Genomic DNA, 25,430 nt, shown 5'->3' on the forward strand with positions numbered 1-25,430 from the left:
GGGGGCGGGACACCCGGTGTCCCGCCCCTTTCGCGTGTCCGCGGGCTCATGCGCGGGCCCCGCCCAGCTCGACGGCCGAGCACCGCCAGCGCAGGTCCGGACAGCGCTCCAGGCGGAAGGCGAGCGCCTGCAGCCGGTCGCCGGAGGCGATCCGCGCGTACGCCTCGATCACACCCGGCCGGGGCCGGAACTCGCCGCAGTCGCGTACGACCGGTGCGGCGCGCCCGGGAGGTGCCGGGCGCAGGGGTGCCTCGGGGGCGAGCTCGGCCAGCCGGTCGTAGGCGCTGCCGACGGTGTGCCCGAGCATCCAGTGCACCGGGCGCTGGCCGCTGAGGGTCAGCAGCAGGCGTTCGGCGAACCAGTAGCGCGGCAGCCGCTCGCGTGCCAGGCGGCGGGCCGTCTGGTCCGGCGCCGGGCGCCGGGAGTCCGTACGGCGTGGCGGTGCCGTCCCGCCGCGTGGTGCCGGGCGCGTCTTCGTGTGCATGGCCGTGTCCCCCGTGATGCCGGGCCCGGTGCCGGTACCGGGCGGTAGCTTCGATCGGGGATCTTCTACCGGCGGCGTTCCGGGGGCGGCAAGGACGTCGGCGGGCCGACCGGGGCGCAGGGCGGATTCACCTATCCGGGGGGTCGGCCGGGCGTTCAAGGTCGGGAGGCCGTGCCGGGGCGCCGGAGCCGGGCCGGTACGCGCAGGCCACCGGCACTTCGAAGGGGGACTCGCGCCCGTATGCTGGCCCCACGATCTCCAAGGTCGGCCAGGTCCGTAAGTGTTCTCCACGAAAGCGAAAGCGGCGGTCATGCGCGTCTACGTCCCCCTGACCCTCCCCGGTCTCGCCGAGGCGTACAAGGCGGGCCAGCTGGGCCCGGCTCCGCTGGACGCCTTTGCCATCACCCCCGCCCTGCGCGAGTGGTACGTCTCCGACGACGTCGAGGAGCTGGAGTACGCGGCGCTCGGCCGCGCGGCCCAGGGTTCGCTGCGCCGGCTGGCCGCCGACCCGGGCGCTCCGCGCCGCCGCGTGGTCGTCGCGGTCGACGTGGCCGACCAGCTGGTGAGCGCCGACCCGGACGCGCCCGGCGAGGTGCGGCTGTCGGCGGCGGTGCCGCTGAAGAAGGCGGCGGCCGTGCACGTCGACGCAGACGACGCGGAGCAGGACGTGGCCGCGGCCGCCGCAGCCCTGGGTGCGGCGGACCAGGGGGACGACGACGCGCAGTTCACGGTGGACGGCGCCGACGACCACGAGCTGATGTGGTTCGGCGTGCAGGAGATCCCCAACCTGATCTGAGGTCCCGGCCGGCCGGGACCTTGGTCCGGAGCCGTTGTCGTACCCGGCGGGTACCGTCTTTGGTGAGCCCTGCGCGTCCGCGCGGTGCCCGCTGCGGACCGGCACGGACTGGGGGAGCACGAGATGGGCAAGCACCCGGCGCACATCGTCTGGGACTGGAACGGCACGCTGTTCCACGACATCGACGCGGTGATGTCGGCGACGAACGCCGCCTTCGCCGAGATCGGCCTGGAGCCCCTCACGCTCGCCCGCTACCGGGAGCTGTACTGCGTGCCCATCCCCCGCTTCTACGAGCGCCTGATGGGCCGCCTCCCCACCCAGGCCGAGTGGGACCACATGGACGTGGTCTTCCACCGCCACTACCGCGACCACCACATACGCTGCGCCCTTGCGGACGGCGCCGAGTCGCTGCTGGAGCGCTGGCAGACGACGGGCGGCACCCAGTCGATCATGTCGATGTACGGGCACGACGACCTGATCCCGCTGGTGCGCGGCTTCGGCATCGAGCGCAGATTCGTCCGGGTGGACGGCCGTACGGGCCCGTCGGGCGGCAGCAAGGCCGAACACATGGCCCGGCACATCGCGGGCCTGGGCGGGGTGGCGGCGGGCCGCACGGTCGTGATCGGCGACGCCGTGGACGACGCGGTGGCGGCCGCGCACGTGGGTGCGCACGCCGTGCTCTACACCGGAGGTTCACACAGCCGGGCGAGTCTGGTGGAGGCGGGTGTGCCCGTGGTGGACAGCCTGACCGAGGCCGTCGCCGAGGCGGAGCGCCTCGTAGGCTGAGGCATGTCGGGCATGGGGGAAACGGGGATGCGCATGGGAGTACGACGGCCGGCGCGACGTCGCTGTCCAGAGCGTCAAAGTTCGGGCCCAGGTTTTGTACACAAACGGCTCGTGACGTTCTCCGGGGTAAGAGCGATAGCCTTACCAGGTGATCAGCGCGATATCCCGCGGGGGCGCCGACGCCCCTGCCCTGCGCCCGGAGTGCCACAGCGCCCGGGCCGCCGCTGATTCCCGGAACCGGGCGCGTCTGACGAAGTTGCGTCAGAACCCCCCGGTCGCCCCTCATCCAGGCATACCGTCGATGACGACCGGACACCCCGCGCCGCGACGCGATGCCATCACCACCTATGTCACGCAACGGCGCGCGACAGGAGCCAGAGGACATGCAGACCAAGCTGGACGAAGCCAAGGCCGAGCTGCTCGAGCGGGCGGTCCGCGTCGCTGAGAACAGCCCGGCCGGGGGACCACCGACCGGGCCCAAGGGCGAGGGCGGCCTCGACCAGGGCACCCTCACCGCCTACCTCCAGCGCTATTACCTGCACACCGCGCCCGAAGACCTGACCGGCCGCGACCCGGTCGACGTCTACGGCGCGGGGATCTCCCACTACCGGCTCGCCGAAAACCGGCCGCAGGGCACCGCGAACGTCCGCGTGCACACCCCGACCGTCGAGGAGAACGGCTGGACCTCCAGCCACTCCGTCGTCGAGGTCGTCACCGACGACATGCCCTTCCTGGTCGACTCCGTGACCAACGAGCTCTCCCGGCAGAACCGCGGCATCCACGTCGTCATCCACCCGCAGATGATCGTTCGCCGTGACGTCACCGGCCGGCTGCTGGAGGTCCTCGGCTCCTCGTGCGACGCCCACGGCCCCGGCAAGGACGCCGCCCGCCCGCACGACGCGCTCGTCGAGTCCTGGATCCACGTCGAGATCGACCGCGAGACCGACCGCGAAGACCTCAAGCAGATCGCCGCCGACCTGCTGCGCGTCCTGTCCGACGTCCGCGAGACCGTCGAGGACTGGGGCAAGATGCGCGACGCCGCGCTGCGCATCGCCGACGGCCTGGCCGATGAGCCGACCGACGAGATCCCCGAGACCGAGCTGGACGAGGCCCGCGAGCTGCTGCGCTGGCTGGCCGCCGACCACTTCACCTTCCTCGGCTACCGCGAGTACGACCTGACGAAGGTCGCCACCGAGGACGGCGAGGAGGAGGACGTGCTCACCGCCGTCCCCGGCACCGGCCTCGGCATCCTGCGCTCCGACCCCTCGCACACCGTCGACGGGCACCACGACGGCCACCACGCCCCGCTCGCCCGCTTCTCGTCGTCGTCCTTCAACCGGCTCCCGGCGGACGCCCGTGCCAAGGCCCGCGAGCACAAGCTGCTCGTCCTCACCAAGGCCAACAGCCGCGCCACCGTGCACCGCCCCTCCTACCTCGACTACATCGGGGTGAAGAAGTTCGATGCCGCCGGCAACGTGATCGGCGAGCGCCGCTTCCTGGGCCTGTTCTCCTCGGCCGCGTACACCGAGTCCGTGCGCCGCGTCCCGGTCATCCGCCGCAAGGTCGCCCAGGTCCTGGAGGACGCGGGCTTCACCCCCGACAGCCACGACGGCCGCGACCTGCTCCAGATCCTGGAGACCTACCCGCGCGACGAGCTGTTCCAGACGGACAGCGAGCAGCTGCTTCCCATCGCCACCAGCGTGCTCTACCTGCAGGAGCGTCGCCGCCTGCGGCTGTACCTGCGGCGCGACGAGTACGGGCGCTACTACTCCGCCCTGGTCTACCTGCCCCGCGACCGCTACACCACCGGCGTCCGGCTGCGTCTGATCGACATCCTCAAGGAGGAGCTCGGCGGCACCTCCGTCGACTTCACCGCCTGGAACACCGAGTCGGTCCTCTCCCGCCTGCATTTCGTCGTGCGCGTCGAGCCGGGCGCCACCCTGCCCGACCTCACCGACGCCGATGTCGAGCGCATCGAGGCCCGCCTGGTGGAGGCCGCCCGCTCCTGGGCCGACGGCTTCGCCGAGACGCTGACCGCCGAGGTCGGCGAGGAGCGCGCTGCGGAGCTGCTGCGCCGCTACGCCCAGGCCTTCCCCGAGGGCTACAAGGCCGACCACAGCCCCCGCGCCGCCGTCTCCGACCTCGGTCACCTGGAGAAGCTCACCACCGCGGGCGGCGGCCACGACTTCGAGCTCAGCCTCTACGAGCCCGTGGGCGCGGCCCCGGGCGAGCGCCGCTTCAAGATCTACCGCACGGGCGAGCCGGTCTCCCTCTCCGCCGTCCTGCCGGTGCTGCAGCGCCTCGGCGTCGAGGTCGTCGACGAGCGCCCGTACGAGCTGCGCTGCTCGGACCGGTCCAACGCGTGGATCTACGACTTCGGCCTGCGGATGCCCGAGCGCATCGAGGGCGACAACGCCCGCGGCCGCTTCCAGGACGCCTTCGCCGCCGTCTGGACCGGCAACGCGGAGAACGACAACTTCAACAACCTCGTGCTGCGCGCCGGTCTCGACTGGCGCCAGGCCATGGTGCTGCGGGCCTACGCCAAGTACTTGCGGCAGGCAGCCTGGCCGTTCAGCCAGGCCTACATGGAGGACACCCTCAGCAACAACGTTCACACCACCCGCCTGCTGGTCAACCTCTTCGAGGCCCGTATGTCGCCCGCGCTCCAGCGCGCCGGCAACGAGCTGATCGACGGCATGCTGGAGGAGCTGGACGGCGCGCTGGACCAGGTCGCCAGCCTCGACGAGGACCGCATCCTGCGGGCCTTCCTCACCGTCATCAAGGCCACCCTGCGCACCAACCACTTCCAGCGCGACGCCGAGGGCAAGCCGCACGGCTACCTGTCCATCAAGCTGGACCCGCAGGCCATCCCGGAGCTGCCCGCGCCGCGCCCGGCCTACGAGATCTGGGTCTACTCCCCGCGTGTCGAGGGCGTGCACCTGCGCTTCGGCAAGGTCGCCCGAGGCGGTCTGCGCTGGTCCGACCGGCGTGAGGACTTCCGCACCGAGATCCTCGGCCTGGTCAAGGCCCAGATGGTGAAGAACACCGTCATCGTGCCGGTCGGCGCCAAGGGCGGCTTCGTCGGCAAGCGGCTGCCGGACCCGTCCGTCGACCGTGACGCGTGGCTGGCCGAGGGCATCGCCTCGTACAAGACCTTCATCTCCGGCCTGCTCGACATCACCGACAACATGGTCGGCGGCGAGGTCGTGCCCCCCAAGGACGTCGTGCGCCACGACGAGGACGACACCTACCTGGTCGTCGCCGCCGACAAGGGCACCGCGACCTTCTCCGACATCGCCAACGAGGTCGCCGAGTCCTACGGCTTCTGGCTCGGCGACGCCTTCGCCTCCGGCGGCTCGGCGGGCTACGACCACAAGGGCATGGGCATCACCGCCCGCGGTGCCTGGGAGTCCGTCAAGCGGCACTTCCGCGAGCTGGGCCACAACACCCAGACGCAGGACTTCACCGTCGTCGGTGTCGGCGACATGTCCGGTGACGTCTTCGGCAACGGCATGCTGCTCTCCGAGCACATCCGCCTGGTCGCCGCCTTCGACCACCGGCACATCTTCCTCGACCCGACGCCCGACGCGGCCGTCTCCTACGCCGAGCGCCGCCGCCTGTTCGAGCTGCCCCGCTCCTCCTGGGCGGACTACGACACCTCGCTGCTCTCCGCGGGCGGCGGCGTCCACCCGCGCACGGCCAAGTCGATCCCGGTCAACGCCCATGTGCGCCAAGCCCTCGGCATCGAGCCGGGCATCAGCAAGATGACGCCCGCCGAGCTGATGAAGGCCATCCTGCGCGCCCCGGTCGACCTCCTGTGGAACGGCGGCATCGGCACCTACGCCAAGGCCTCCACCGAGTCGCACGGCGACGTCGGCGACAAGGCGAACGACGCGATCCGCGTCGACGGCCGGGACCTGCGGGTCAAGGTCGTCGGCGAGGGCGGCAACCTGGGCCTGACCCAGCTCGGCCGCATCGAGTTCGCGCTGGCCGGCGGCCCGGACTCCACCGGCGGCCGGATCAACACCGACGCCATCGACAACAGCGCGGGCGTGGACACCTCCGACCACGAGGTGAACATCAAGATCCTGCTCAACGCCCTGGTCACGGACGGCGACATGACCGTCAAGCAGCGCAACAAGCTGCTGGCGGAGATGACCGACGAGGTCGGCGAGCTGGTGCTGCGCAACAACTACGCGCAGAACGTCGCCCTGGCCAACGCCGTGGCCCAGGCCCCCAGCCTGCTCCACGCCCACCAGCGCATCATGCGCAGGCTCAGCCGCGACGGTCACCTGGACCGCGCCCTGGAGTTCCTGCCCAACGACCGGCAGATCCGCGAGCGACTGTCCACGGGCCGTGGCCTGACCCAGCCCGAACTCGCCGTCCTGCTGGCCTACATCAAGATCACCACGGCCGAGGAGCTGCTCGCCACGGAGCTCCCCGACGACCGGTACCTGCAGCGGCTGCTGTACGCCTACTTCCCGCAGGCGCTGCGCCAGTCGTTCGGCGAGCAGATCGACAACCACGCGCTGCGTCGCGAGATCGTCACGACCGTCCTGGTCAACGACACGGTCAACTCCGGTGGTTCGACGTTCCTGCACCGACTGCGGGAGGAGACCGGAGCCTCGCTGGAGGAGATCGTCCGGGCGCAGACCGCGGCCCGCGAGATCTTCAGCCTGAACGCGGTGTGGGACGCCGTGGAGGCGCTCGACAACGTGGTCGCGGCAGACGTCCAGACCCGGATCCGGCTGCACTCGCGCCGCCTGGTCGAGCGTGGCACCCGCTGGCTGCTGAACAACCGTCCGCAGCCGCTGCAGCTGGCCGAGACCATCGAGTTCTTCCGTGACGGCGTGGAGACGGTCTGGGGCGAGCTGCCCAAGCTGGTGTGCGGCGCAGACCTCGAGTGGTGGCAGTCCATCCACGACGAGCTCGTGGCGGCCGGCGTCCCCGGCGAGCTGGCGGTGCGCGTGGCGGGCTTCTCGTCCGTCTTCCCGGCGCTCGACATCGTGGCCACCGCGGAGCGCACGGACAAGGACCCGCTGGACGTGGCCGAGGTGTACTACGACCTCGGCGACCGGCTGCACATCACCCAGCTGATGGACCGGATCATCGAGCTGCCGCGCGCCGACCGCTGGCAGTCCATGGCCCGTGCCTCCATCCGCGAGGACCTGTACTCGGCTCACGCGGCGCTCACCGCTGAGGTTCTCTCGGTGGGCAACGGCTCCTCCACTCCGGACCAGCGGTTCCGCGAGTGGGAGGAGAAGAACACCGCGATCCTGACCCGCGCACGGACGACGCTGGACGAGATCCGGGGCTCCGACGCCTTCGACCTCGCCAACCTGTCGGTGGCCATGCGGACGATGCGAACGCTGCTGCGTACGCACTCGTGATGCGGGCCGGCTGCCGCAGGGTGACGCCACCCCGGTGAGCAGCACGGCAGCCATGCGATCAGCTGTGGCGTAAATGGGGCGGTCCTGGGAAATACCCCCAGGGCCGCCCCTTGCGCATGCTAAGAGAGACGGATGAAGGTCGTTTCACGGCTCGTGTCCACCCCGATGCGCCGCGAGAGGGCCATTGCGGTGGCCGTTCATCTCACCTTGGCCGCCGTTGGCTTCACCGTCCTGTTGCTCATCAATCACCACCTCGGGCACGGGGTGCGTTATGTGCTCTACCGCTGGGACAGCGGCAATTACCTCCGCGTCGCCGAGCGCGGCTACCCGGGCGCCATCGCGTACCGCCCCAGCGGGATGCCCGACTACAGCCGGCTCGCCTTCTTCCCGCTCGTCCCCGCGCTGATCCGCAGCGTCCACCTGGCGACGACGCTGCCGTACGCCTACGCCGGGGTGCTGGTGTCCTGGTGTGCGGCGGCGGTGGCGGCGGCCGGGGTGTACACGCTCGTACGGGCCGTGGGCGCGAGCAGGGGCGCGGGATACGCGTGCGTGGCGCTGTGGTCCTGTTCGCCGTACGCGTTCGCGCTGTGGGTGCCCTATTCGGAGGCCGTCTTCAGTGCGCTGCTGGTGTGGTCCGTGGTGGCCCTGCTGGCGGGCCGGTGGCTGACGGCGGCGCTGCTGTGCACGCTGGCGGGGACGGTGCGTCCGACGGCCGTGGTGCTGATCGCGACGGTGCTGGCGGCCGCCGGGTGGGCGGTGCTGCAGCGGCGTGACGGGTGGCGGCCGTGGGTGGCATTGCTGCTGGCGCCGGTGGGGCTGGCGGGGAGCTGGCTGTTCCTGGGAAGCAGAGTGGGCCGTTGGGACGGCTGGTTCGAGGCGGAACGGGCGTGGGGGCAGTCGTTCGACTTCGGGGTGGGCACCTGGCAGGTCCTGCGTGACATCCTGGCCTTCCGCCATTTGCACGGGATCGATGACGTGCGGCACGCGGTGGTGCTGGCGCTGGTCCTGCTGACGGCCGTCGGGGTGCTCGCCCTGGCGCTCGACCGGAGCGTGCCGTGGCCGCTGGTGGTGCTCGTCGCCGGGGCGTGGGTACTGATGGTGGGGACGCCCGGCTCGCCGTTCTCGAAGCCACGTTTCATGCTGCCGTTCCTGCCGGTTCTGCTGCTGTTGGTGGCCCGGCCGCTCGCGCGTGCTCCGCTGGTGGTGCGCGTTTGTCTCTACGGTGGAGGTGCGGTGGTCTCGGGTTGGTACGCGGCCGGGTTGCTGGTGCTGTTCGTGGGATCGCCGTGACGGCTGCCGTGTTCCGGGCCGCCGCGGGGCAGGGTCCGGAAGACCCAGGCCCGGTAGGACCAGAAGCGGAACAGGGTGGCGGTCCCGATGCCCAGGAACTTGAAGAGGTTGCTCAGGACCGGGCTGTCCCCCCAGCCGAAGCCGTACGTCGCGGTGTAGAGCACACCGTTCTCGATGATCAGGCCGGCCGTGCTGAAGACCGCGAAGAGCACCACCTCTCTGCTGCGGCGGGTCTTGTCGCGGTCCCGGTAGGTGAAGTAGCGCAGCCCCAGGTAGTTGAAGGCGATGGCGACGACGGTCGCGATCACGCTGCAGCGGACCACCGGCAGGTGGGTGGCACCCCGGCACACGTTGAAGACCCCGAGGTTGACGAAGATCCCCAGTCCGCCCACGGTGCCGAACTTTGCGAACTCCTGTCCGAGCGCCATCAGGCCGAGCCGGCCGCGTGTGCGCTTCCCCCTCGATTGCGTCGGTCGCACGGGCATCTCCATATACGGTCGCCACGCGTAGCGGACATTTCACGTAGACAAGTGATTGTAGTGTAAATTGCCGCAAAAACTGACGCAGTGCGACGGTGCGACGACAATGGGCGAGGAACTGGCATGACAGAGGCGGTACTGCTCGTCGGCGGCAAGGGCACACGCCTCCAGCCGCTCACCATCAACACGCCGAAACCGATGGTCCCGGCCGCGGGAGTGCCCTTCCTCGCCCACCAGCTGGCGCGCGCCAGAGCCGCCGGCGTCGACCACGTCGTGCTCGCCACCTCCTACCTCGCCGAGGTTTTCGAGCCCTACTTCGGCGACGGCTCCGCGCACGGCATCCGGCTGACGTACGTCACCGAGGACGAGCCGCTCGGCACGGGCGGGGCGATCCGCAGCGCCGCCCGCGCCCTGTCCGCCCGGCCGGGTGATCCCGTGCTCGTCTTCAACGGCGACATCCTCACCGGGCTCGACATCCCGGACCTGCTGCTGCGCCACGAGCGGGCCCAGGCCGACGTCACCCTGCACCTGACCCGGGTCGCCGACCCCCGGGCCTTCGGCCTGGTCCCCACCGACGCCACGGGCCGCGTCCTGGCCTTCACCGAGAAGCCGCGGCACCCGGACGAGATCGTCACCGACCAGGTCAACGCCGGCTGCTACGTCTTCCGGCGCCAGGTCATCGACGGCATCCCCGACGACCGTCCGGTCTCCGTCGAGCGCGAGACCTTCCCCGGCCTGCTGGCCGACGGCGCCCTGCTGCACGGCGTGGTCGACGGCTCGTACTGGCTGGACCTGGGCCGCCCCGCCTCGTTCGTCCAGGCCTCCGCCGACCTGGTGCGCGGCATCGTCCGCTCCCCGGCCGTCCCCGGCGAGCCGGGCGAGTACCTGGTACTGCCCGGGGCGCACGTCGAGCGCGGGGCCAGGCTCGGCGGCGGCACGGTCGTGGGCGCCGGAGCGCGGGTCGGGGACGGCGCGGACGTCCAGGGCTCGGTCGTGCTGGACGGCGCCCGCATCGAGGCCGGGGCGCAGGTGCGGGCCTCCATGGTCGGCACCGGCGCCCGCGTCGGCCCGCGGACGGTGCTCGACGGGGCGGTCATCGGCGACCACTCCGAGATCGGCGCCGACAACGAACTGCGCGAGGGAGCCCGCATCTGGTGCGGCACGGCCATCCCGGACGCGGCGATCCGCTTCTCCGCCGTCTGAGCGACGCGCTGTGCGTCCTCACATGCCTCACATGAATGCTGTACGTCCTGACATGAATGAGGTTGATGAATCGATGTGCGCGTCCCCACTGGAAACCCCCGTGGCAAAGGATCAGCTCATGAGCACTTTGAGTAGCACGACCGCCGCGACCCCGCTCCCCGCGGAGTGGGCCGCCACCGTGACGACCGTCGTGATGCCGACCTACAACGAGGCGGCGAACCTGCCCACCATGGCCGAAGCGCTCATGGCGCTTCCGCTGGACGGGCTGCGGCTGCTGGTCGTCGACGACAACAGCCCCGACGGCACCGGAGACGTCGCCGAGCAACTGGCCGAGAAGTACAACGAGCCCGGCCGCCCCCGCGTCGGGGTGCTGCACCGCACCGCCAAGGAGGGCCTGGGGCGCGCCTACGCCGCCGGCATGGAGCGGGCGGTTGCCGAGGGCGCCGCCTACGTCGTGCAGATGGACGCGGACGGCAGCCATCCGGCCGAGAAGATCGCGGAGATGCTCGGCGTCGCGCTGGCCACCGGGGCGGAGGTCGTCGTCGGCAGCCGGTACGTGCCGGGAGGCACCCTCTCCGACGCCTGGAAGGCCCACCGCAAGCTGCTCTCCCGCTGGGCGAACGCCTACGCCAGCAGCATCCTCGGCACCCGCGTCCGCGACATCACCAGCGGTTTCAACCTCTGGAGCGCACAGGCGCTGCACGCCATCGACCTCGCGTCCGTCGACAGCGCGGGCTACAGCTTCCAGGTGGAGACGAAGTACCGGGCGCTCAAGGCCGGATTCACCGTGATGGAGGTGCCGATCCACTTCGAGGACCGCACGGTGGGCGAGTCGAAGATGAACCTGGCGGTCCAGCTCGAATCCGTGGCCATGCCGTGGCGCTTGCGGTCGAAGGCGCTGCGCGGGGGAGGGCGGGGCGGTTCCGCAGGCGGATCCTGTTCCGCGGGCGGGGCCCGGAGCGCCGAGCACCGCCGCTGAGCCGTGATCCGGTCACCGGCCCCGTCACCGCCTCTGGCCCCGGCCGCCGTGCCGGCCCCTGCCAGGGCGGCGACCCTCGCCATCGCGCGGCTGCCGCGCGGGGCGGCCACCGTCGCCGTCCTGCTGCTGGGCGTCCTGCTGCTGCTCATGGTGGTGCGGCTGCCCTGGTCCGGTGACCTGGGAATGCACGGCGCGGTCCTGGAGCGGCTGCGCGCCGACCTCCTGCACCCCGGCAACCCGTTGGTGGACGAGGACACCCCGAGCCCCTACTACTCGCCGTGGACGGTCGCCCTCGCGCTGGCCGGGTCGGTGACCGGCTGGAGCACGTTCACCGTGCTGCGTCTGGCGGCGCTGACCGGTCTCGCGCTACTCGTCACCGGTGTGGGTGGTTTCGTTCGCACCTTCACCGCTAAAAGGGCGGCGGTTGCGCTCGCGTGGCTGTGTGTGCTGCTGCTGTACGGGGTGCGGCTCTTCGCGTGGAGCGGGGTGCCCGGTCTGACGTCGCTGTCCCTGACGCTCGCCTATCCGAGTACGTTCGCCCTCGGCCTGTCCTTCCATCTGTGGGCGCTGCTGCGCCGCGCCGTGGCGGACGAGTGGAGGGCGGCCGCCTTCCTGTGGCTGGGGCTGTTGCTGGCGATGGTGCTCCTGTGTCATCAGTTCACGGGTGCGGTGGCGGTGCTCGGTGTGACGGCTGTCCTGCTGGGGGCCCGGCCGTGGCCCTCCCGCGAGGTGTGGCTGCGGGTGGGGGCAGCGGGGCTGGTGGCGCTGACGGTGCCGCTGGTCTGGCCGTACTACTCCTTCTTCTCCCTGCTGGGCGCGGACGGCCTGGACGACATCCACCGGCCGCTCTACGCCCATGTCGTGGGGCGGTTCTGCCTGGTGGCGCTCGGCGTCGTGGCCCTGGGCCTGCGCTGGCGGCGCGACCGCCGCGACCCGCTCGCCCTCTTCTTCGCACTGGGTCTGGCTGGCTACGCCATTGGGGGGCTGAGCGGGCATCAGGCCTGGGGCCGCGTCCTGCCCGCGGTGCTCCTCCCCGCCCAGATCGCCCTCGCCATCGAGACGGCCGAGGCCACTGCGGGACGGGTGCGCCGCGCCCTGACCACGGTGACGGCCGCCGCCCTGCTCGTGGGGGCGTGGACGCAGGCCGGGGTGCTGTCGTACGTCCTCCGGGCGGACGCCATCCCGCCCGGGCTGCGTGAGGCACCCACGGTCGGACTGTGGCCGCACTTCGCCTGGGCCGCCGCGAAGGTGCCCAAGCGGGCGACGGTGATGACGGACGACTACTACGCCCTGCGCACGCTCCCCGCCTACGGGCCGTATACCGTCGCGCCCGCCTACCCCGACCTCTTCCTTCCCGACGAGAAGCGGCGCCGGGACGCGACCCGGCGTTACTTCGCCCCTGCCACCCCCCGGGCCGAACGGCTCGGCATCCTGAAGGAGTACGGCGTGCGATGGGTGCTGCGGAAAGACGGCGGCCCGGGCCTGCCTCAGGGCGATCCCGCCCTGAGGACCGCGGCCCGGGGGCCGGGGGGATTCACCCTGCTGGAGGTCGTCGGGTGACCGGAACCGCCGACGAGTGGGGGGATGCGGCGCGGCGGTGGCTGCGCGGGCGCGTGGGGCGGCCGGTGCTGGTCGCCGCGGTGGTGCTGTACGGCCTGAGCTCGCTCAGGCCGTACGCCAAGGACCACATCGGCATCGACAACGAGGTTGTGGTGCGTGCCGCCCGTACCCTGCTCGACGGCGGCTCGCCGTACGCGGACAAACGGTTTCTGTATCTGCCGGGTGCGGTGTTCGCGGCCGTTCCCGAGACGTTTCTCTCCGAGCGAGTGCTGTACTACGCCGTGCCGCCTGTGACGGGTGTGCTGGTGGCGGCTGGTGCGGTGCTGGCGCTGCGGATCTTCGGGGTCCCGGCGGACAGCCGGATGGCGGCAGCGACGGCTGTGGGGCTCGCGTTCTTCCTGCCGTTCCAGAGCCTGGTCTGTCTGGGGAACTGGACGGCGGCGTCGGTGGTGGCCTTCCCCGCGGCGCTGTTGCTGGCGGGGCGGGGGCGGTGGTCTGCGGCGGGAGTGGTGGTCGGGGCGGCGATTGCGCTCAAGCCGATGCTGGTGCCCGTGCTGCTGCTGTTCGTCTTCGCGCGGCGCTGGCGGGGTCTTGCCTGGGCGGTGGGGGTGCCGGTGGCGGTGTCCCTGGTGGCCGCTGCGGCCATGCCCCGCCCGAGCCTCTTCTTCACCCGGACTCTGCCGTTCCTGTTGCACGGTCAGGACGCCTACGCCCGCCCGTACGACGCCTCGTGGTCGGCGGTGCTGCCACGGATCGGGGTGCCGCACCTGCCGGCTCTCGCGCTGGCGGCGTTGGCGGGAGCGGCGGTGCTGGGTTGCGCCTGGGTGCGGTGGGAGGGGAGGGGCGGCAGTGACCTCAGGGACGGCAGGGGGTGGGGCGATGAGCTGAGGGTGGTGGAGTGTGCGTCGCTGTTGATGCTCGCGGCGTTCGTGGTGGCCCGCCCGTCCTTCCTGAACTACGCGCTCGTGGTGATGCCTTCGCTTGCGGCCTCTGCGGTGGTGCCCGAGGCGGCGGCGAGGTCGGTGTGGTTCTGGATGGCGCTGGTACCGGAGTTGGGCGGAGTGCCGTGGCCGGGCCTGGACAGCGCGGAGCGGCACGCGTTCAAGGACATCGTGATGTTCGGCGGGGTGGCGGCGGTCCTGGCCGTCACGGCGTGGCGGAGGAGGGCGTGGGAGAAAGGGGTTGTCACGCAGAGTAGTCATGGTTACTCTCTGTGTAGCGGACTCGAGTCCCGGGTCGCCGACTCAGAAGTGCCGACTCCGAAGTGAGGTGACGTATGCCCGTTCCCGACGTCAGCGTAGTGGTCATCGTCTACAACGACGCGGTGCGCCTGCCGCGCGCGGTGCGGTCGGTCCTCGGGCAGTCCTTGCGCAACCTCGAAGTGATCGTCGTCGACGACTGCTCGACCGACGACACCTTCACCGCCGCCCGCGAGCTGACCGAAGCCGACCCCCGGGTGCGCTGCCTGCGGCTGCCGTTCAACAGCGGCGGCTGCGGCGCGCCGCGCAACGCAGGCATCGACGCCGCCCGCGCACCCCATGTCATGTTCCTCGACAGCGATGACGAACTGCCCTACCACGCCTGCAAATCCCTTCTGCTGGCCGCAGAGGAGACGGCCGCCGACTTCGTGACCGGCGAGGTCACCCGCCTCTTCGAGGCGACCGTCACCACAGGTCTGTGGTACCCCGAACTCTTCGAGGACGCCCGCCTGGTGGAAGGCATCCGCACCGCTCCCCAGTACTTCCTGGACGCCCTCTCCACCAACAAGCTCTACCGTGCCGACTTCCTCGCCCGCCACCACCTGCGCTTCCCCGAGGACCTGCACTACGAGGACCAGCTCTTCACCGCCCAGGCCTTCACCCTCGCCCGCGCCTTCGCCGTCGTCCCCTGGCCCGTCTACACCTGGCGGCTCGCCGACGGGCCGGCCGGGCCGTCCATCACCTCCAGCCGGCACGAGATGCGGCACGTCACGGACCGCGTCACCGTCGCCCGGCGCATCGACGACTTCCTGGAGCGCACGGGCAACGCCGACCTCCGGCCCGCCAAGGACGCGAAGTTCCTCCGCCACGACCTGCGCCTCTACCTCGGCGACCTGCCCTTCCGCGACCGCCGCTGGACCGAGGAGTTCGTCGCCGCGGTGACACCCTGCCTCGACGGCATCGCCGCCTCCGCCCTCGATGCGATTCCGCGCGAACAGCGCATCTGTCAGTACCTCTTGCAGACCGGCCGCATCGAGGACGCCGCCGAATGCGCCCGCACCCTCGACCGCCCCCGCATCGCCCCCCGCCATGTCGTACGGGGCCCTGCCGGGCGTACGTACTGGGGCCGCGAACTGCCCGCGGACGAGCGGGCCGCCGATGCGCTGGACATCACCGCCTGGCACCTGGACCGCCAGCCCTTCACCACCGGCCCGTTGCGGCACGAGGTCACCCGGGTCGAACCGGACGGGCACCGACTGCGCATCGGCCTGCGCACCCATGACCCCTGCCGGATCCTGGCCGGACCCGTCTCCGTCACAGCCGAACTGCACATCACGGCCGCAGCCGCACCCCTCGCCGTGCCCGTGCACTACACCCCGGCAGACGGCGAAGAGCACGTCCACACCGCCGAAATCGACATCGACCTGCGCCTGGTCCCCGTCGGGATCACCGGGTTCCAGGGGCGCAGTCGGCCCACGATCGTCCTCGACCGGCTGGGCCTCACCCGCACCGACCCCCTCCTCGCACCGGCCGAACTGCCCGTCCTCCGGGCCCGGATCGCAGGGCACACGGTGAGCGTGGCCTGCGAGAGGCACGGCGAGGGGAGCCTCGAACTGACCTGGGAGCGTGCCGGACTCCGCGGGCGCGCCGAAGCAGCGGCACCGCGTCTGGCGCCCGTACGCCGCCGCGCCGACCGGCTGGGCCGCCGGCTCACCGGCCCCCGGGCCAAGACCATGGCCTGCCACGAGCTCCACAAACTCCCCATCGACGACGGCTTGGTCGTCTTCGAGGCGCTGGAAGGCCGCGGCTACGCCGACAGCCCGCGCTACATCCACGAAGAGCTGCAGCGCCGGGGCCTGCCGCTGCGCGCCGTGTGGTCGTACTCCGGCAGCCGCGCCTCCTACCCGCCGGGAGTGCAGCTGGTCAGACGCGGCAGCTGGGAATACGTCCGCACGATCGCCCGCGCGCGGTACTGGGTGGACTCGCACGGCTTCCCGATGCCTTTCCCCAAGCGGCCCGGCACCCGCTATCTGCAGACCTGGCACGGCCAGGCCTTCAAGCGCATGGGATTCGACATCCCGGAGCTGCGCCTCGCCGGGCCCGAACGGCAGCGCCGGCACCGCGAGGCGGTGGCCCGCTGGGACGCACTGATCTCGCCCAGCGACGAATTCGAGCGGACCTTCGTCCGCGCCAACGGATACACAGGCACCCTGCTGCGCACCGGACTGCCCCGCAACGACCCCCTCGTCCGGTGGAACGACCCCCAACAGCGCGACCGCGCCGCCGCCACCCGCGAACGGCTCCAGATCCCCGACGGACACAAGGTGCTGCTGTACGCGCCCACCTTCCGCGACGGGGCCCGCGACAGCGGCGAGTCGATCCGCGTGGACCTGGCGGAGCTGGTGCGCGAGACGGGCGAGGAATGGACGACTGTCGTCCGCCCGCACTACTACGAGCACTTCACGGTGGAGCGCGAACTGGGGCACGCCCTGCGCGACGGGCGGAGCTTCACCGACCTCAACGACCTGCTGCTCGCCTCGGACGCGCTGCTCACGGACTACTCGTCGGTGATGTTCGACTACGCCAACCTGGGCCGCCCCATCCTGCTCTACGCCGACGACTACGAGGACTACCGCTCCTCCTTGCGCGGGACGTACTACGACCTGCACGACATCGCCCCCGGCCCCGTGCTCTCCACCACCGGCGCACTGGTGCGCGCACTCCGCGACGTGGCCGCGGTCCAGGAGGAGTGGGCCGATGCATACGCACGCTTCCAGGCGCGGTTCAACCCGTACGAGACGGGCCGGGCGAGCAAGGCCGTCGTCGACCTCTTCTTCGAGGGGAGCGAGGGGCGATGAGCCGGAATCTGTTCCTCGTCGGCATCGACGTCGACTCCATGGGCGGTTCCCAGCGGGTGCTGCACACGCTCGCCCAGGGCTTCGCCGAACGCGGCCACAGCGTCGAGCTCGTCGGCATCCGGCCCAGCCCCGAACCCCACACCTACGTCACGGACCAGGCCTACCGGCACACCACCCTCTACCGTTCACCGGCAGCCGCCTCCTGGCAGGCCGCCTCGCTGGCCGAGCGGTTCCACCCGGTACGGCTACGCGAAGCGAGGGCAGGGCGGCTGGAGCGGCAGCGGGCCCGCGAGGCGATGGCGCGCCGGCTCGCCGAGGTCCCGGAGGGCTGTGTCGTCATCGGGTCGCCGTGGGCCGCGGTCTGGCTGGAGTCGGTCGGGCGGCCGCGCGGCATCAAGGCCGTCGGGCAGTACCACGAGTCCTTCCTCCAGGCGTGCAACTCCCCCAACCTCGAACTGATCCTGCGGCACTACCCGGAGCTGGAGAAAGCGGTGTTCCTCAGCGAGCCGGACGCGGCGGAGTTCCGCAGGCGCAAGCTGCCCAACGTCGCAGTGATGCCGAACCCGCTGCCCTTCCGGCCCGCCGCGCCCGCCCCTCTGGACACCCGGCGCATCGGCGCGGTCGGGCGCCTGGACCCGGTCAAACGGCCGGACCGGCTCGTCGAGGCCTTCGCCGCCGTCTGCGCGGACCACCACCCCGGCTGGGAGCTGCACTTCTTCGGGGACGGCCCGCTGGAGGAGGAGCTGCAGGCCCAGGCCGGGCGCCTCGGAGTGGGGGAGCGGGTGCGCTTCCGCGGCACCGTGCGCGATATGGCCGCGGCCTACCGGGAGTTGTCGGTCGTGGCGCTCACCAGCGAACGCGAAGGACGTCCCATGGTCCTCGCCGAAGCGGCCGCCGCCGGGGTGCCGTGCGTGAGCTTCGACCTTTCGGGCGGCGTACGGGAGCTGGTCGCCCACGGCCGTACGGGCACGCTCGTGCCCCCCGGGGACACGAGCGCGTTCACGGCGGCCCTGAGGGAGCTGGTGGAGGACGGGCGATTGCGCGAGCGCTACGGGTGGGCCGGCCGGGAGCATGTCGCACCGCTGGCGCTGTCAGCCGTGCTGGACAGGTGGGAAGCGCTGTTCGAGGAAATCGACCGGTAGGGGAGGGCGGGGGGATGAGGCTAGGAGCCATCGGCGCCGTCAGGCGGCGCGGCGCGCTGCTTGCGAGAGCTGCGCGGCAATGGGCGAAACCGGCGGGCAAGGCGGTCCGCGCGCCGCAGGAGCGGGCCGCGCAGTCTGCGCGAGGCGATGCCGAGCGCGCCACGCACACCGGGAGCCAGCCGCAGCGCGAGCGAACCGCTTGCCGTGGCATAGGGCTGGACCAGGAGCACCCCGTTGCGCGCGCCCGGCACGATGCACCGCCGACGTCCGTCCCCCACGGCCCGTACGGCCGTCCGCAGGGTGCCGCCGTGCGTGAAGTGGAGCCGTACGCGCACGTCCCACGCCTGGGAGGCGGAGGACGGCTTGGCGTGGCGGCCGAGCGCCGCCAAGGCGGCCAGGTCGACGGTGAGCCGGGCGGTCCAGCCGTCGCCGTCCGCCCTGAGCGGAGCTGTGCGTTCGACGATGGTGGTGCCGTCGCGCAGGCGCAGTTCCACATCGAGGGTGCGGGGCTCGGCTGCGGCCAGGCGTCCGTAGAGCTCATGGACGTGGAGCCGCAGTTCGGCGCGGGTCCGGGGCCTGGCCAGGACGCGCAGGCGGGCGTCGACGGCGACGGGGAGGCGGCGGGCCGGTTTGGCGGCCGAGCCGGTGAGGCCGTCGAGAACGGCCTGCGGAAGGTCCTCCGCCCAGACCGGGGAGCCCGCTGCCTCGGCATAGGGCGGCAGCAGCCGGGCGGGGCGGGCCGCCAGCTGGGCCAGGCGGTCCAGGTCCCGCGGGGCCTCGGAGGCGAGCACGACGCGGGCGATCCAGCGGGCGGGGGCGCGGGCGGCGGTCAGTTCGGCCTCCCCGTAGGCGGCCAGGCAGCCGCGGGCCACGCGCCACCAGGCCCGTCGGTAGGCGGGGCCGTGGCCGGGCAGCTCCCGGACGTACAGGCGCAGGTCGTGGTCGAGGAACTTCACGCGCGCGGCGCGGGCGAGCGGTTTACGGTCCGCGTCCAGGAAGACCTCGACGGCGCGCTGGTGGGCGAAGACCCGCGCCTGCCAGTTGTCGACCCGTTCGCGGTCCAGGGAGATCGACGGCCGTGCGGCATCGCGGCGGACGTGCCAGATGTAGACCGGGTCGGGGACGGTCGCGATGCGCGGAGCCGCCGCGAGGACCCGGGCGGTGAAGACGAAGTCCTCATAGGGGAAGCGGCCTTCGGGGAAGGTGATGCCGTGCCCGGTGAGGAAGGCGCGGGCATAGAGCTTGTTGACGCACAGCGTGTCGTGCAGCAGTTCCGGTCGGTCTTCGGGGGCGTCGTGGACGGAGGCCCGGCGATAGAGGGCGGGCTGCCAGAGGGTCTCGCGGCGCCGGGGAAGCTCGCGGCGCACGCACAGGCCCGCCGCCACGGGCGCGCCATGGTGCAGCGCGGCACGCAGCAGCGCGGCCACCGCGCCGTGGGGGAGCACGTCGTCGCTGTCCAGGAACATCACATACGGGGAGCCGGCCGCTCGCAGCCCGTCGTTGCGGGGGGTGCCGCAGCCCCCGCTGTTGACGGCCCGGTGGATGACGCGCAGACGCGGATCGCGGGCGGCCAGCCGGGCCAGGACGGCGGCGGTGCGGTCGGTGGAGGCGTCGTCCACGGCGATGACCTCGGCCACTGCCGGGCCCTGGGTCAGGGCGGAGCGAACGGCGGCGCCGATGTGCCGGGCGTCGTCGTAGCCGATGACGATCACGCTGACCCGGGCGGCGGGGGCCGGTGTTCCGCTGTCGTTCACTGCCATGGAACACAGTCTTATCCAACAAGTATGGATATTCGGGGCATTCTGCGCTCGGGCGCGGTCGGCCGGAAGGGGGCGGGGCACAGATGGCACGTACGGCGCTGCACACTGCGCTGACCAAGCGCCACGCCCACGCGACCGGGCGCGCGGAGGCGGGGGCTGAGGCGGAGGCGCCTCCGTCCGCCGAGAGAGGCAGCCGGCGCGCGGCCGTTGCCGCTGCTGCCGTTCCCGCGGTCGTCATGCTCGTCCTCGGGCTCTGGGGAATCGACCGGGGCACGATGTGGCGGGACGAAGGGGCCACCTTCCAGGTGGCGCAGCGGTCCCTGCCGGAGATCGGGCATCTGCTCGGCAGCATCGACGCCGTCCACGGGCTGTACTACCTGCTGATGCACGCCGTCCTGGCGTTGCACGCAGACGAGGTGACGCTGCGTCTGCCATCGGCCGTGGCCGCGGCGGTCACGGCGGGGCTGGTGGGCGCGATCGGCTGTCGGCTGGCCCGCCCGAGGGTGGGGCTGTGGGCCGGGCTGCTCTACGCGGCCACCCCGTTCGTCAGCCACTATGCGCAGGAGGGGCGCTCGTACGCCCTGGTGGCGGCCGGGGCGGCGCTGGCCACCTGGCAGTTGTCGCGGGCGGTGGAGCGCGGCTCGTGGCGGCGGTGGGCCGGGTACGGTGCGGTGGTCGCGGTCACGGCGCTGCTGCACGAGTTCGCCATCCTGCTGCTCGCCGCGCACGGTGTGACGCTGCTGGTGTCCCGGGTGCCGTGGCGGATATGGCGGGGCTGGGGGTGCGCGGCGGTGGTCGCGTGCGCGGTGCTGGTGCCGCTGGTGGTGCTCTCGCAGCGGCAGAGTGACCAGGTGTCCTGGATTCCGACGCCCGGTTACCCTCAGGCCAAGGCCTTGGGGGAGGCGTTCGCGGGGCCGGGCGAGCCCGTGCTGGCGGTCACCCTCCTGTTGGCGGGGGTCGCGCTGGTCGCTCCGCTGCCGCGTGCTCGTGCCGGGTCGCTGCGGCTGCCCGCGGTCGCCCTGCCGCTGGCTCTCGTGCCGCCCGTGCTGCTCTATGCGGCCTCGCAGCGCCAGCCGCTCTTCCTCGACCGGTATCTGCTGTTCTGCCTGGCCGGGGTGCCGCTGCTCGCCGCCGCCGGGGCCGAGCGGCTGCTGGGGGTGCTGCCGTGGCGGGGGTGGGTGACGGCGGCCGGGGTCGTCGCCGTCGCGGCGGGGTTCGTGTGCCGGATCCCTTACCAGGAGCGCGAACGGCTGCCGAGCAGCCGGGGCGACGAGCCCGCGCGGGTCGCCTCGGTGGTGGGCCGGCTGGCCGGGCCGGGCGATGCGGTGCTCTTCCTTCCGCTCTACGAGCGCCGGATATCCCTCTTCTACCCGGAGGATTTCGACGGCCTGCGCGATCTCACCCTCAAGCGGTCGCCCGCGGCCTCCGGCACCCTCTTCGGCGAGGAGGTCACGGCCGGTGAACTGCGGGCCCGGCTGGCCGCGCTCTCCCCGCGCGAGCGGTTGTGGGTGGTGTGGGACACGAACACCGTGGGCACCCGCTGGTTCCGCGCACAGCGCGCCGAGGCGGCCAAGACCCGGGTGCTGGACGCCCTCTACCGCGAAGGGCCGACGGTGTTCGTCCACGGCGGCGCGGTGTCGCAGTACATACGCCGCTGAACGTACATACGCCGCTGAGCGCGGTCACCGGGCTATTTGACCGCGCCCGCCATCACCCCGCTGACGAACTGCCGCTGGAAGGCGAAGAACACGGCCAGCGGCACGATCATGGAGAGGAAGGCGCCCGAGGCGAGGATGTCGACGTTGTCGCCGAACTGCCGCACCTGCTGCTGGAGCGCCACCGTGATCGGCGGGTTGCCGCTGTCGGCGAAGATCAGTGCGACGAGCATGTCGTTCCACACCCACAGGAACTGGAAGATCCCGAGCGAGGCGATGGCGGGACCGCCGAGCGGCAGGACCACACGGGTGAAGAGCCGGAGCTCGCCCGCCCCGTCCAGACGGGCTGCCTCCAGCAGTTCGCGCGGGATCTCCGCGAAGAAGTTGCGCAGGAGGAAGACCGCGAAGGGCAGGCCGAAGGCGGTGTGGAAGAGGACGACGCCGATCGTGGTCTCGAAGATGCCCAGGGCGTTGAAGAGCTTGGCGACCGGGATGAGGGCGACCTGTACGGGCACCACGAGCAGCCCCACGACGACCATGAACCACCAGTCGCGACCGGGGAAGTCCAGCCAGGCGAAGGCGTATCCGGCGAGGGCGCCGATCAGGATGACGAGCGCGGTTGCGGGCACGGTGATCAGAGCGGTGGTGAGGAGGGAGTGGGTCACCTTGTCGTTGGCGAACAAGGTGCTGTAGCTGGAGGTGGTCAGCTGGGCGGGGTGGCTGAAGACCTGCCACCAGCCGGAGGCCGCGATATCGGACTTGTCGCGGAGCGAGGAGAGCAGCAGCCCGGCGGTCGGCATCAGCCAGAGCAGTCCGACGACGACGAGGAAGAGGCGTACCAGCCCGCCGCCGAGCCGGCCGGCGATCCGTGCGGACAGCGATTGCCGGGCCCGTACGCCCTGGTCCACGGCGGTCATCGCCGGCCCTCCCTTTCCTTGCGGATCCGGCGGATGTTCACGAACACCACCGGCAGCACGAGCAGCAGCAGGAAGACGGCGATGGCGCTGCCCACGCCCTGGTTGACGTCGGTACCGAAGGACGACTGGTAGAGCTGGAGAGCGAGGACGTTGGCGTTGTGGAGGCTGGAGCCGGGGGCGATGATGTAGACGAGGTCGAAGATCTTCAGCACGTTGATCATGAGCGTGACCACGACGACCGCGAGGACGGGGGCCAGCAGCGGCACCGTCACCCGGCGGAAGACCTGCCACTCGTTCGCGCCGTCGACACGGGCCGCCTCCAGCAGCTCGCGCGGCACGCCTGCCAGGCCGGCCGCGATCAGCACCATGGCGAAGCCCGCCCACATCCAGATGTACGCGCCGATGATGGAGGGGGTCACCAGGGCCGGGCCGAGCCACTCGACGCCGTTGTAGACGGAGGCGAAGTTCGAGGCGGGAAGGCGCAGCCGGGCGCCGTCGGCCGCGGACGGCAGGGTGAAGGTGCCGTCGGAGTCCGAGGTGGCCGAGGCGACGGTCCGGCCGTCCTTCACCGCTTCGATCTTCACGCCCGCCAGGGCCCTCTCCCCCGCGTCGATCTTGCCGGCTGTCCCGCCGCCACCCCGGGTGAAGTCCATCCACACCGTGCCGGTGACCTTTCCGGCCACCTCGCGGGCGGGGATCGCCTCCTTCGCGCCCGCGACGTCCTCGGGCTTGACGGCCACCAGCGGCAGCGCCACCGGGCTGCCCGCCCGTACCGCCGACTTGGTGGCGAACGAGCCGCCGTCGGCGGCCGCGAGGTCACCGGTCGGGCGGGGGTGCGCGCCGGGGAAGGGCGCGGGCTGCGCGAAGGTGTCGTGGATGCCCACCCACACGGCGTTGGCGACGCCGCGGTCCGGGTTCTGCTCGTACACCAGCCGGAAGATGATGCCCGCGGCGAGCATGGAGATCGCCATCGGCATGAAGACGACGAGCTTGAAGGCGGTGCCCCAGCACACCCGTTCGGTCAGCACCGCGAAGATCAGGCCGAGTGCGGTGGCGAGCGCGGGGGCGACGATCACCCAGATGACGTTGTTCTTCAGGGCGGTGCGGATGCGGTCGTCGGTGAAGACCTCGTGGTAGTTGTCGAGGCCGGCGAAGCCGTTGCCGGAGGCGTCGAAGAGGCTGCGGTAGACGGAGTAGCCGATGGGGTAGACGACCAGGGCCCCGAGCAGGAGGAGCGCGGGCAGCAGGAAGCAGGCGGCCACCCAGGGCCGGGTGCCGAGCACGCCCTTGCGCTTGGCCCGGGGGGCGGCCGGCGGAGGGGGAGCGGTGGCGGTGGTCACGGTGCCGGCCCCGTCCCGTCAGCTCTTGAACGCTTTGGCCGCGTCGGACTCCAGCTGTTGCTGGGTGCCCGCCACGTCGCCGGGGTTGCGCAGGAAGTCCTGCAAGTCCTTCCACTCGCCCTGCCCCGGCTTGGCGCCGAACGCGGCGGGTGCCTGGTCGGACATGTCGAAGCGGAAGTCGTCGCCCGCCGCGACCACGGCCTTGGCGATGGACCGCAGGGAGTCGTCGGGGTAGGCGGCCGGGTCGAGGTTCTTGTTGGCCGAGACGAAGCCGCCCTGCCGGGCCCACACCTGCGCGGCGTCGGACGATGCCAGGAAGGTGAGCAGTGCCTGCGCGGCCTGGCCGTCCTTGAGCGCCACGCCCACGTCGCCGCCCGTCACCACGGGCGAGCCGGCCCCCACCGCAGGGAAGGGGAACACCTTCGCGTCCGTGCCGATCTCCGCCTTGGTCCCGGTGATGTTGGCGGCTGCGAAGTCGCCCTCGAAGACCATGGCGGCCTTCGCCTTCTGGCCACCCGAGAAGGTCTGGGTGACGGAAGTGGGGAACTGGGTCTGCAGTGCACCGTCGTTGCCGCCCGCCAGCAGCTCCTTCTTGCCGAAGAGCTGGCCGAGCGCCGTCAGGGCGTCCTTGACGGACGGGTCCGTCCATTTGATCTTGTGCTGGGTCAGCTGGTCGTACTTGTCGCGGCCCGCCTGGGAAAGGTAGATGTTCTCGAACCAGTCGGTGAGCGTCCAGCCGTCCGCGCCGCCGACCGAGACGGGGGAGACGCCGTAGTCGGCGATCGCCTGCGCCGTGCGCAGGAACTCGGGCCAGGTCTTGGGCTCCTTGACCCCCGCCGCCTCGAAGACCTTGGTGTTGTACCAGATCAGGGACTTGTTGCTGGCCTTGAAATAGACCCCGTACTGCTTGCCCTCGTACGAGCCGAGATCCTGCCAGCCCTTGGCGAAGTTCTTGTTCAGCTGGGCTGTGACATCACTGCTCAGCGGCTTGAGCCAGCCCTTCTGGGCGAACTCGCGCAGCGCGCCGGGCTGCTGCAGCATGGCGACGTCCGGCGGGTTGCCGCCCGCGACCTTCGATCCGACGAAGGCGGACATGTCGTCGCCGCTGGGCACGTAGGAGACCTCGGCGCCGGTGCGCTTGGCGAACTCGTCGAGGACCTTGGTGAAGCTCTTCTGCTCGGCGCCCGTCCAGACGGCCGTCACCTTGAGCTTCTGGCCGTTGAGCTTGGGGAGTTGGACGGTGTGGGTGATGACGTCGGAGTTGCCGGGGGCGGGCTTGGAGCTCTTGGCGTCGCTGCTCCCCTTGTCGTCGCTGCTGTCGCTGCTGCAAGCGGCGGCGGACAGGGCCAGGAGCCCCGCGGTGGCCAGTGCGAGTGTGCTGCGCGTTGCTATGTGCATTGCGGTACCTCCCGTGCCCGGTCCCCGTCGCACGGCCCGGCGCACGCGCCGCTCATCCGCTCCGGCGCCTGCTCCGCCCGCGCTCCCGTGCGACAGTCCTACGCCCGGTGACGGGTGGCCGCAATACCGTCTCCGGCGTCAAGTCGGTGATCGTGACCGGGATGTGATGCGGTGTCACACCCACTGCGTTTGTT

The 25,430-nt window shown here is 71.6% G+C and carries 17 protein-coding genes; 11 read left to right on the top strand and 6 right to left on the bottom strand.

Annotated elements, in window-relative coordinates; all coding sequences use genetic code 11:
• Nucleotides 1-46 precede the first annotated feature (46 nt).
• Nucleotides 47-484, bottom strand: a complete 438-nt coding sequence (locus FHS39_RS05510; RefSeq protein ID WP_045932743.1) for an Rv3235 family protein — start codon at nt 482-484, stop codon at nt 47-49.
• 310 nt (nt 485-794) lie between these two features.
• On the opposite strand from FHS39_RS05510, the gene FHS39_RS05515 reads away from it, so the two are divergent.
• The 4 genes from FHS39_RS05515 (at nt 795) to FHS39_RS05530 (ending at nt 8,746) form a co-directional block, all read left to right on the top strand.
• Complete coding sequence (locus tag FHS39_RS05515) at nt 795-1,280, top strand: DUF6912 family protein (RefSeq protein WP_184346816.1); 486 nt, start codon at nt 795-797, stop codon at nt 1,278-1,280.
• Nucleotides 1,281-1,403: 123 nt separating this feature from the next.
• The gene (locus FHS39_RS05520) at nt 1,404-2,066 is read left to right on the top strand and encodes an HAD family hydrolase (protein WP_184346817.1); all 663 of its coding nucleotides are present in this window, start codon (nt 1,404-1,406) and stop codon (nt 2,064-2,066) included.
• A 383-nt stretch (nt 2,067-2,449) separates the two neighbouring features.
• Nucleotides 2,450-7,456, top strand: a complete 5,007-nt coding sequence (locus FHS39_RS05525; protein ID WP_184346818.1) for an NAD-glutamate dehydrogenase — start codon at nt 2,450-2,452, stop codon at nt 7,454-7,456.
• Between the two features lie 189 nt (nt 7,457-7,645).
• The gene (locus FHS39_RS05530; RefSeq protein WP_184346819.1) at nt 7,646-8,746 is read left to right on the top strand and encodes a hypothetical protein; all 1,101 of its coding nucleotides are present in this window, start codon (nt 7,646-7,648) and stop codon (nt 8,744-8,746) included.
• Here FHS39_RS05530 and FHS39_RS05535 read toward each other — a convergent pair.
• Nucleotides 8,674-9,174 (bottom strand): GtrA family protein, encoded by a 501-nt coding sequence (locus tag FHS39_RS05535; RefSeq protein ID WP_045932748.1) that lies wholly within the window; start codon nt 9,172-9,174, stop codon nt 8,674-8,676. The genes FHS39_RS05530 and FHS39_RS05535 overlap by 73 nt on opposite strands.
• 174 nt (nt 9,175-9,348) lie before the next feature.
• Between FHS39_RS05535 and manB the strand changes: the two genes are divergently transcribed.
• The 6 genes from manB (at nt 9,349) to FHS39_RS05565 (ending at nt 18,166) form a co-directional block, all read left to right on the top strand.
• Nucleotides 9,349-10,428, top strand: a complete 1,080-nt coding sequence (gene manB / locus FHS39_RS05540) for a mannose-1-phosphate guanylyltransferase (protein ID WP_184346820.1) — start codon at nt 9,349-9,351, stop codon at nt 10,426-10,428.
• A 118-nt stretch (nt 10,429-10,546) separates the two neighbouring features.
• Nucleotides 10,547-11,407, top strand: coding sequence for a polyprenol monophosphomannose synthase (locus tag FHS39_RS05545; protein WP_184346821.1), 861 nt, complete (start codon nt 10,547-10,549; stop codon nt 11,405-11,407).
• A gap of 147 nt (nt 11,408-11,554) precedes the next feature.
• Entirely contained in the window at nt 11,555-12,967 is a 1,413-nt protein-coding gene (locus FHS39_RS05550) for a hypothetical protein (RefSeq protein ID WP_246470011.1), read from the top strand.
• Nucleotides 12,964-14,235: a glycosyltransferase family 87 protein gene (locus FHS39_RS05555; protein ID WP_343069381.1), complete on the top strand. Its 1,272-nt coding sequence runs from the start codon at nt 12,964-12,966 to the stop codon at nt 14,233-14,235. Before FHS39_RS05550 ends, FHS39_RS05555 begins: the two co-directional genes overlap by 4 nt.
• A gap of 8 nt (nt 14,236-14,243) precedes the next feature.
• Entirely contained in the window at nt 14,244-17,024 is a 2,781-nt protein-coding gene (locus FHS39_RS05560; RefSeq protein ID WP_184346823.1) for a bifunctional glycosyltransferase/CDP-glycerol:glycerophosphate glycerophosphotransferase, read from the top strand.
• Nucleotides 17,021-18,166 carry a glycosyltransferase gene (locus tag FHS39_RS05565; protein WP_184346824.1) on the top strand — a complete coding sequence of 382 codons (1,146 nt, stop codon included), beginning with the start codon at nt 17,021-17,023 and terminating at the stop codon, nt 18,164-18,166. Before FHS39_RS05560 ends, FHS39_RS05565 begins: the two co-directional genes overlap by 4 nt.
• A gap of 20 nt (nt 18,167-18,186) precedes the next feature.
• On the opposite strand, the gene FHS39_RS05570 is transcribed toward FHS39_RS05565, so the two are convergent.
• The gene (locus tag FHS39_RS05570; RefSeq protein WP_184346825.1) at nt 18,187-19,926 is read right to left on the bottom strand and encodes a glycosyltransferase family 2 protein; all 1,740 of its coding nucleotides are present in this window, start codon (nt 19,924-19,926) and stop codon (nt 18,187-18,189) included.
• Between the two features lie 83 nt (nt 19,927-20,009).
• On the opposite strand from FHS39_RS05570, the gene FHS39_RS05575 reads away from it, so the two are divergent.
• The gene (locus FHS39_RS05575; protein WP_184346826.1) at nt 20,010-21,584 is read left to right on the top strand and encodes a glycosyltransferase family 39 protein; all 1,575 of its coding nucleotides are present in this window, start codon (nt 20,010-20,012) and stop codon (nt 21,582-21,584) included.
• 32 nt (nt 21,585-21,616) lie between these two features.
• Here the strand turns inward: FHS39_RS05575 and FHS39_RS05580 are convergent, their stop codons facing one another.
• Genes FHS39_RS05580 through FHS39_RS05590 form a run of 3 tightly spaced genes read right to left on the bottom strand, consistent with a single transcriptional unit; the run spans nt 21,617 to nt 25,236 of the window.
• Nucleotides 21,617-22,498 (bottom strand): carbohydrate ABC transporter permease, encoded by an 882-nt coding sequence (locus FHS39_RS05580; RefSeq protein ID WP_184346827.1) that lies wholly within the window; start codon nt 22,496-22,498, stop codon nt 21,617-21,619.
• On the bottom strand, nt 22,495-23,838 hold the full coding sequence (locus tag FHS39_RS05585) for a carbohydrate ABC transporter permease (protein ID WP_184346828.1): 1,344 nt from the start codon (nt 23,836-23,838) through the stop codon (nt 22,495-22,497). Before FHS39_RS05585 ends, FHS39_RS05580 begins: the two co-directional genes overlap by 4 nt.
• An 18-nt stretch (nt 23,839-23,856) precedes the next feature.
• Entirely contained in the window at nt 23,857-25,236 is a 1,380-nt protein-coding gene (locus tag FHS39_RS05590; RefSeq protein ID WP_184346836.1) for an ABC transporter substrate-binding protein, read from the bottom strand.
• Nucleotides 25,237-25,430: the final 194 nt, after the last annotated feature.

It is taken from the genome of Streptomyces olivoverticillatus (assembly GCF_014203555.1).
GTDB classification, from domain to species: Bacteria; Actinomycetota; Actinomycetes; order Streptomycetales; family Streptomycetaceae; genus Streptomyces; species Streptomyces olivoverticillatus.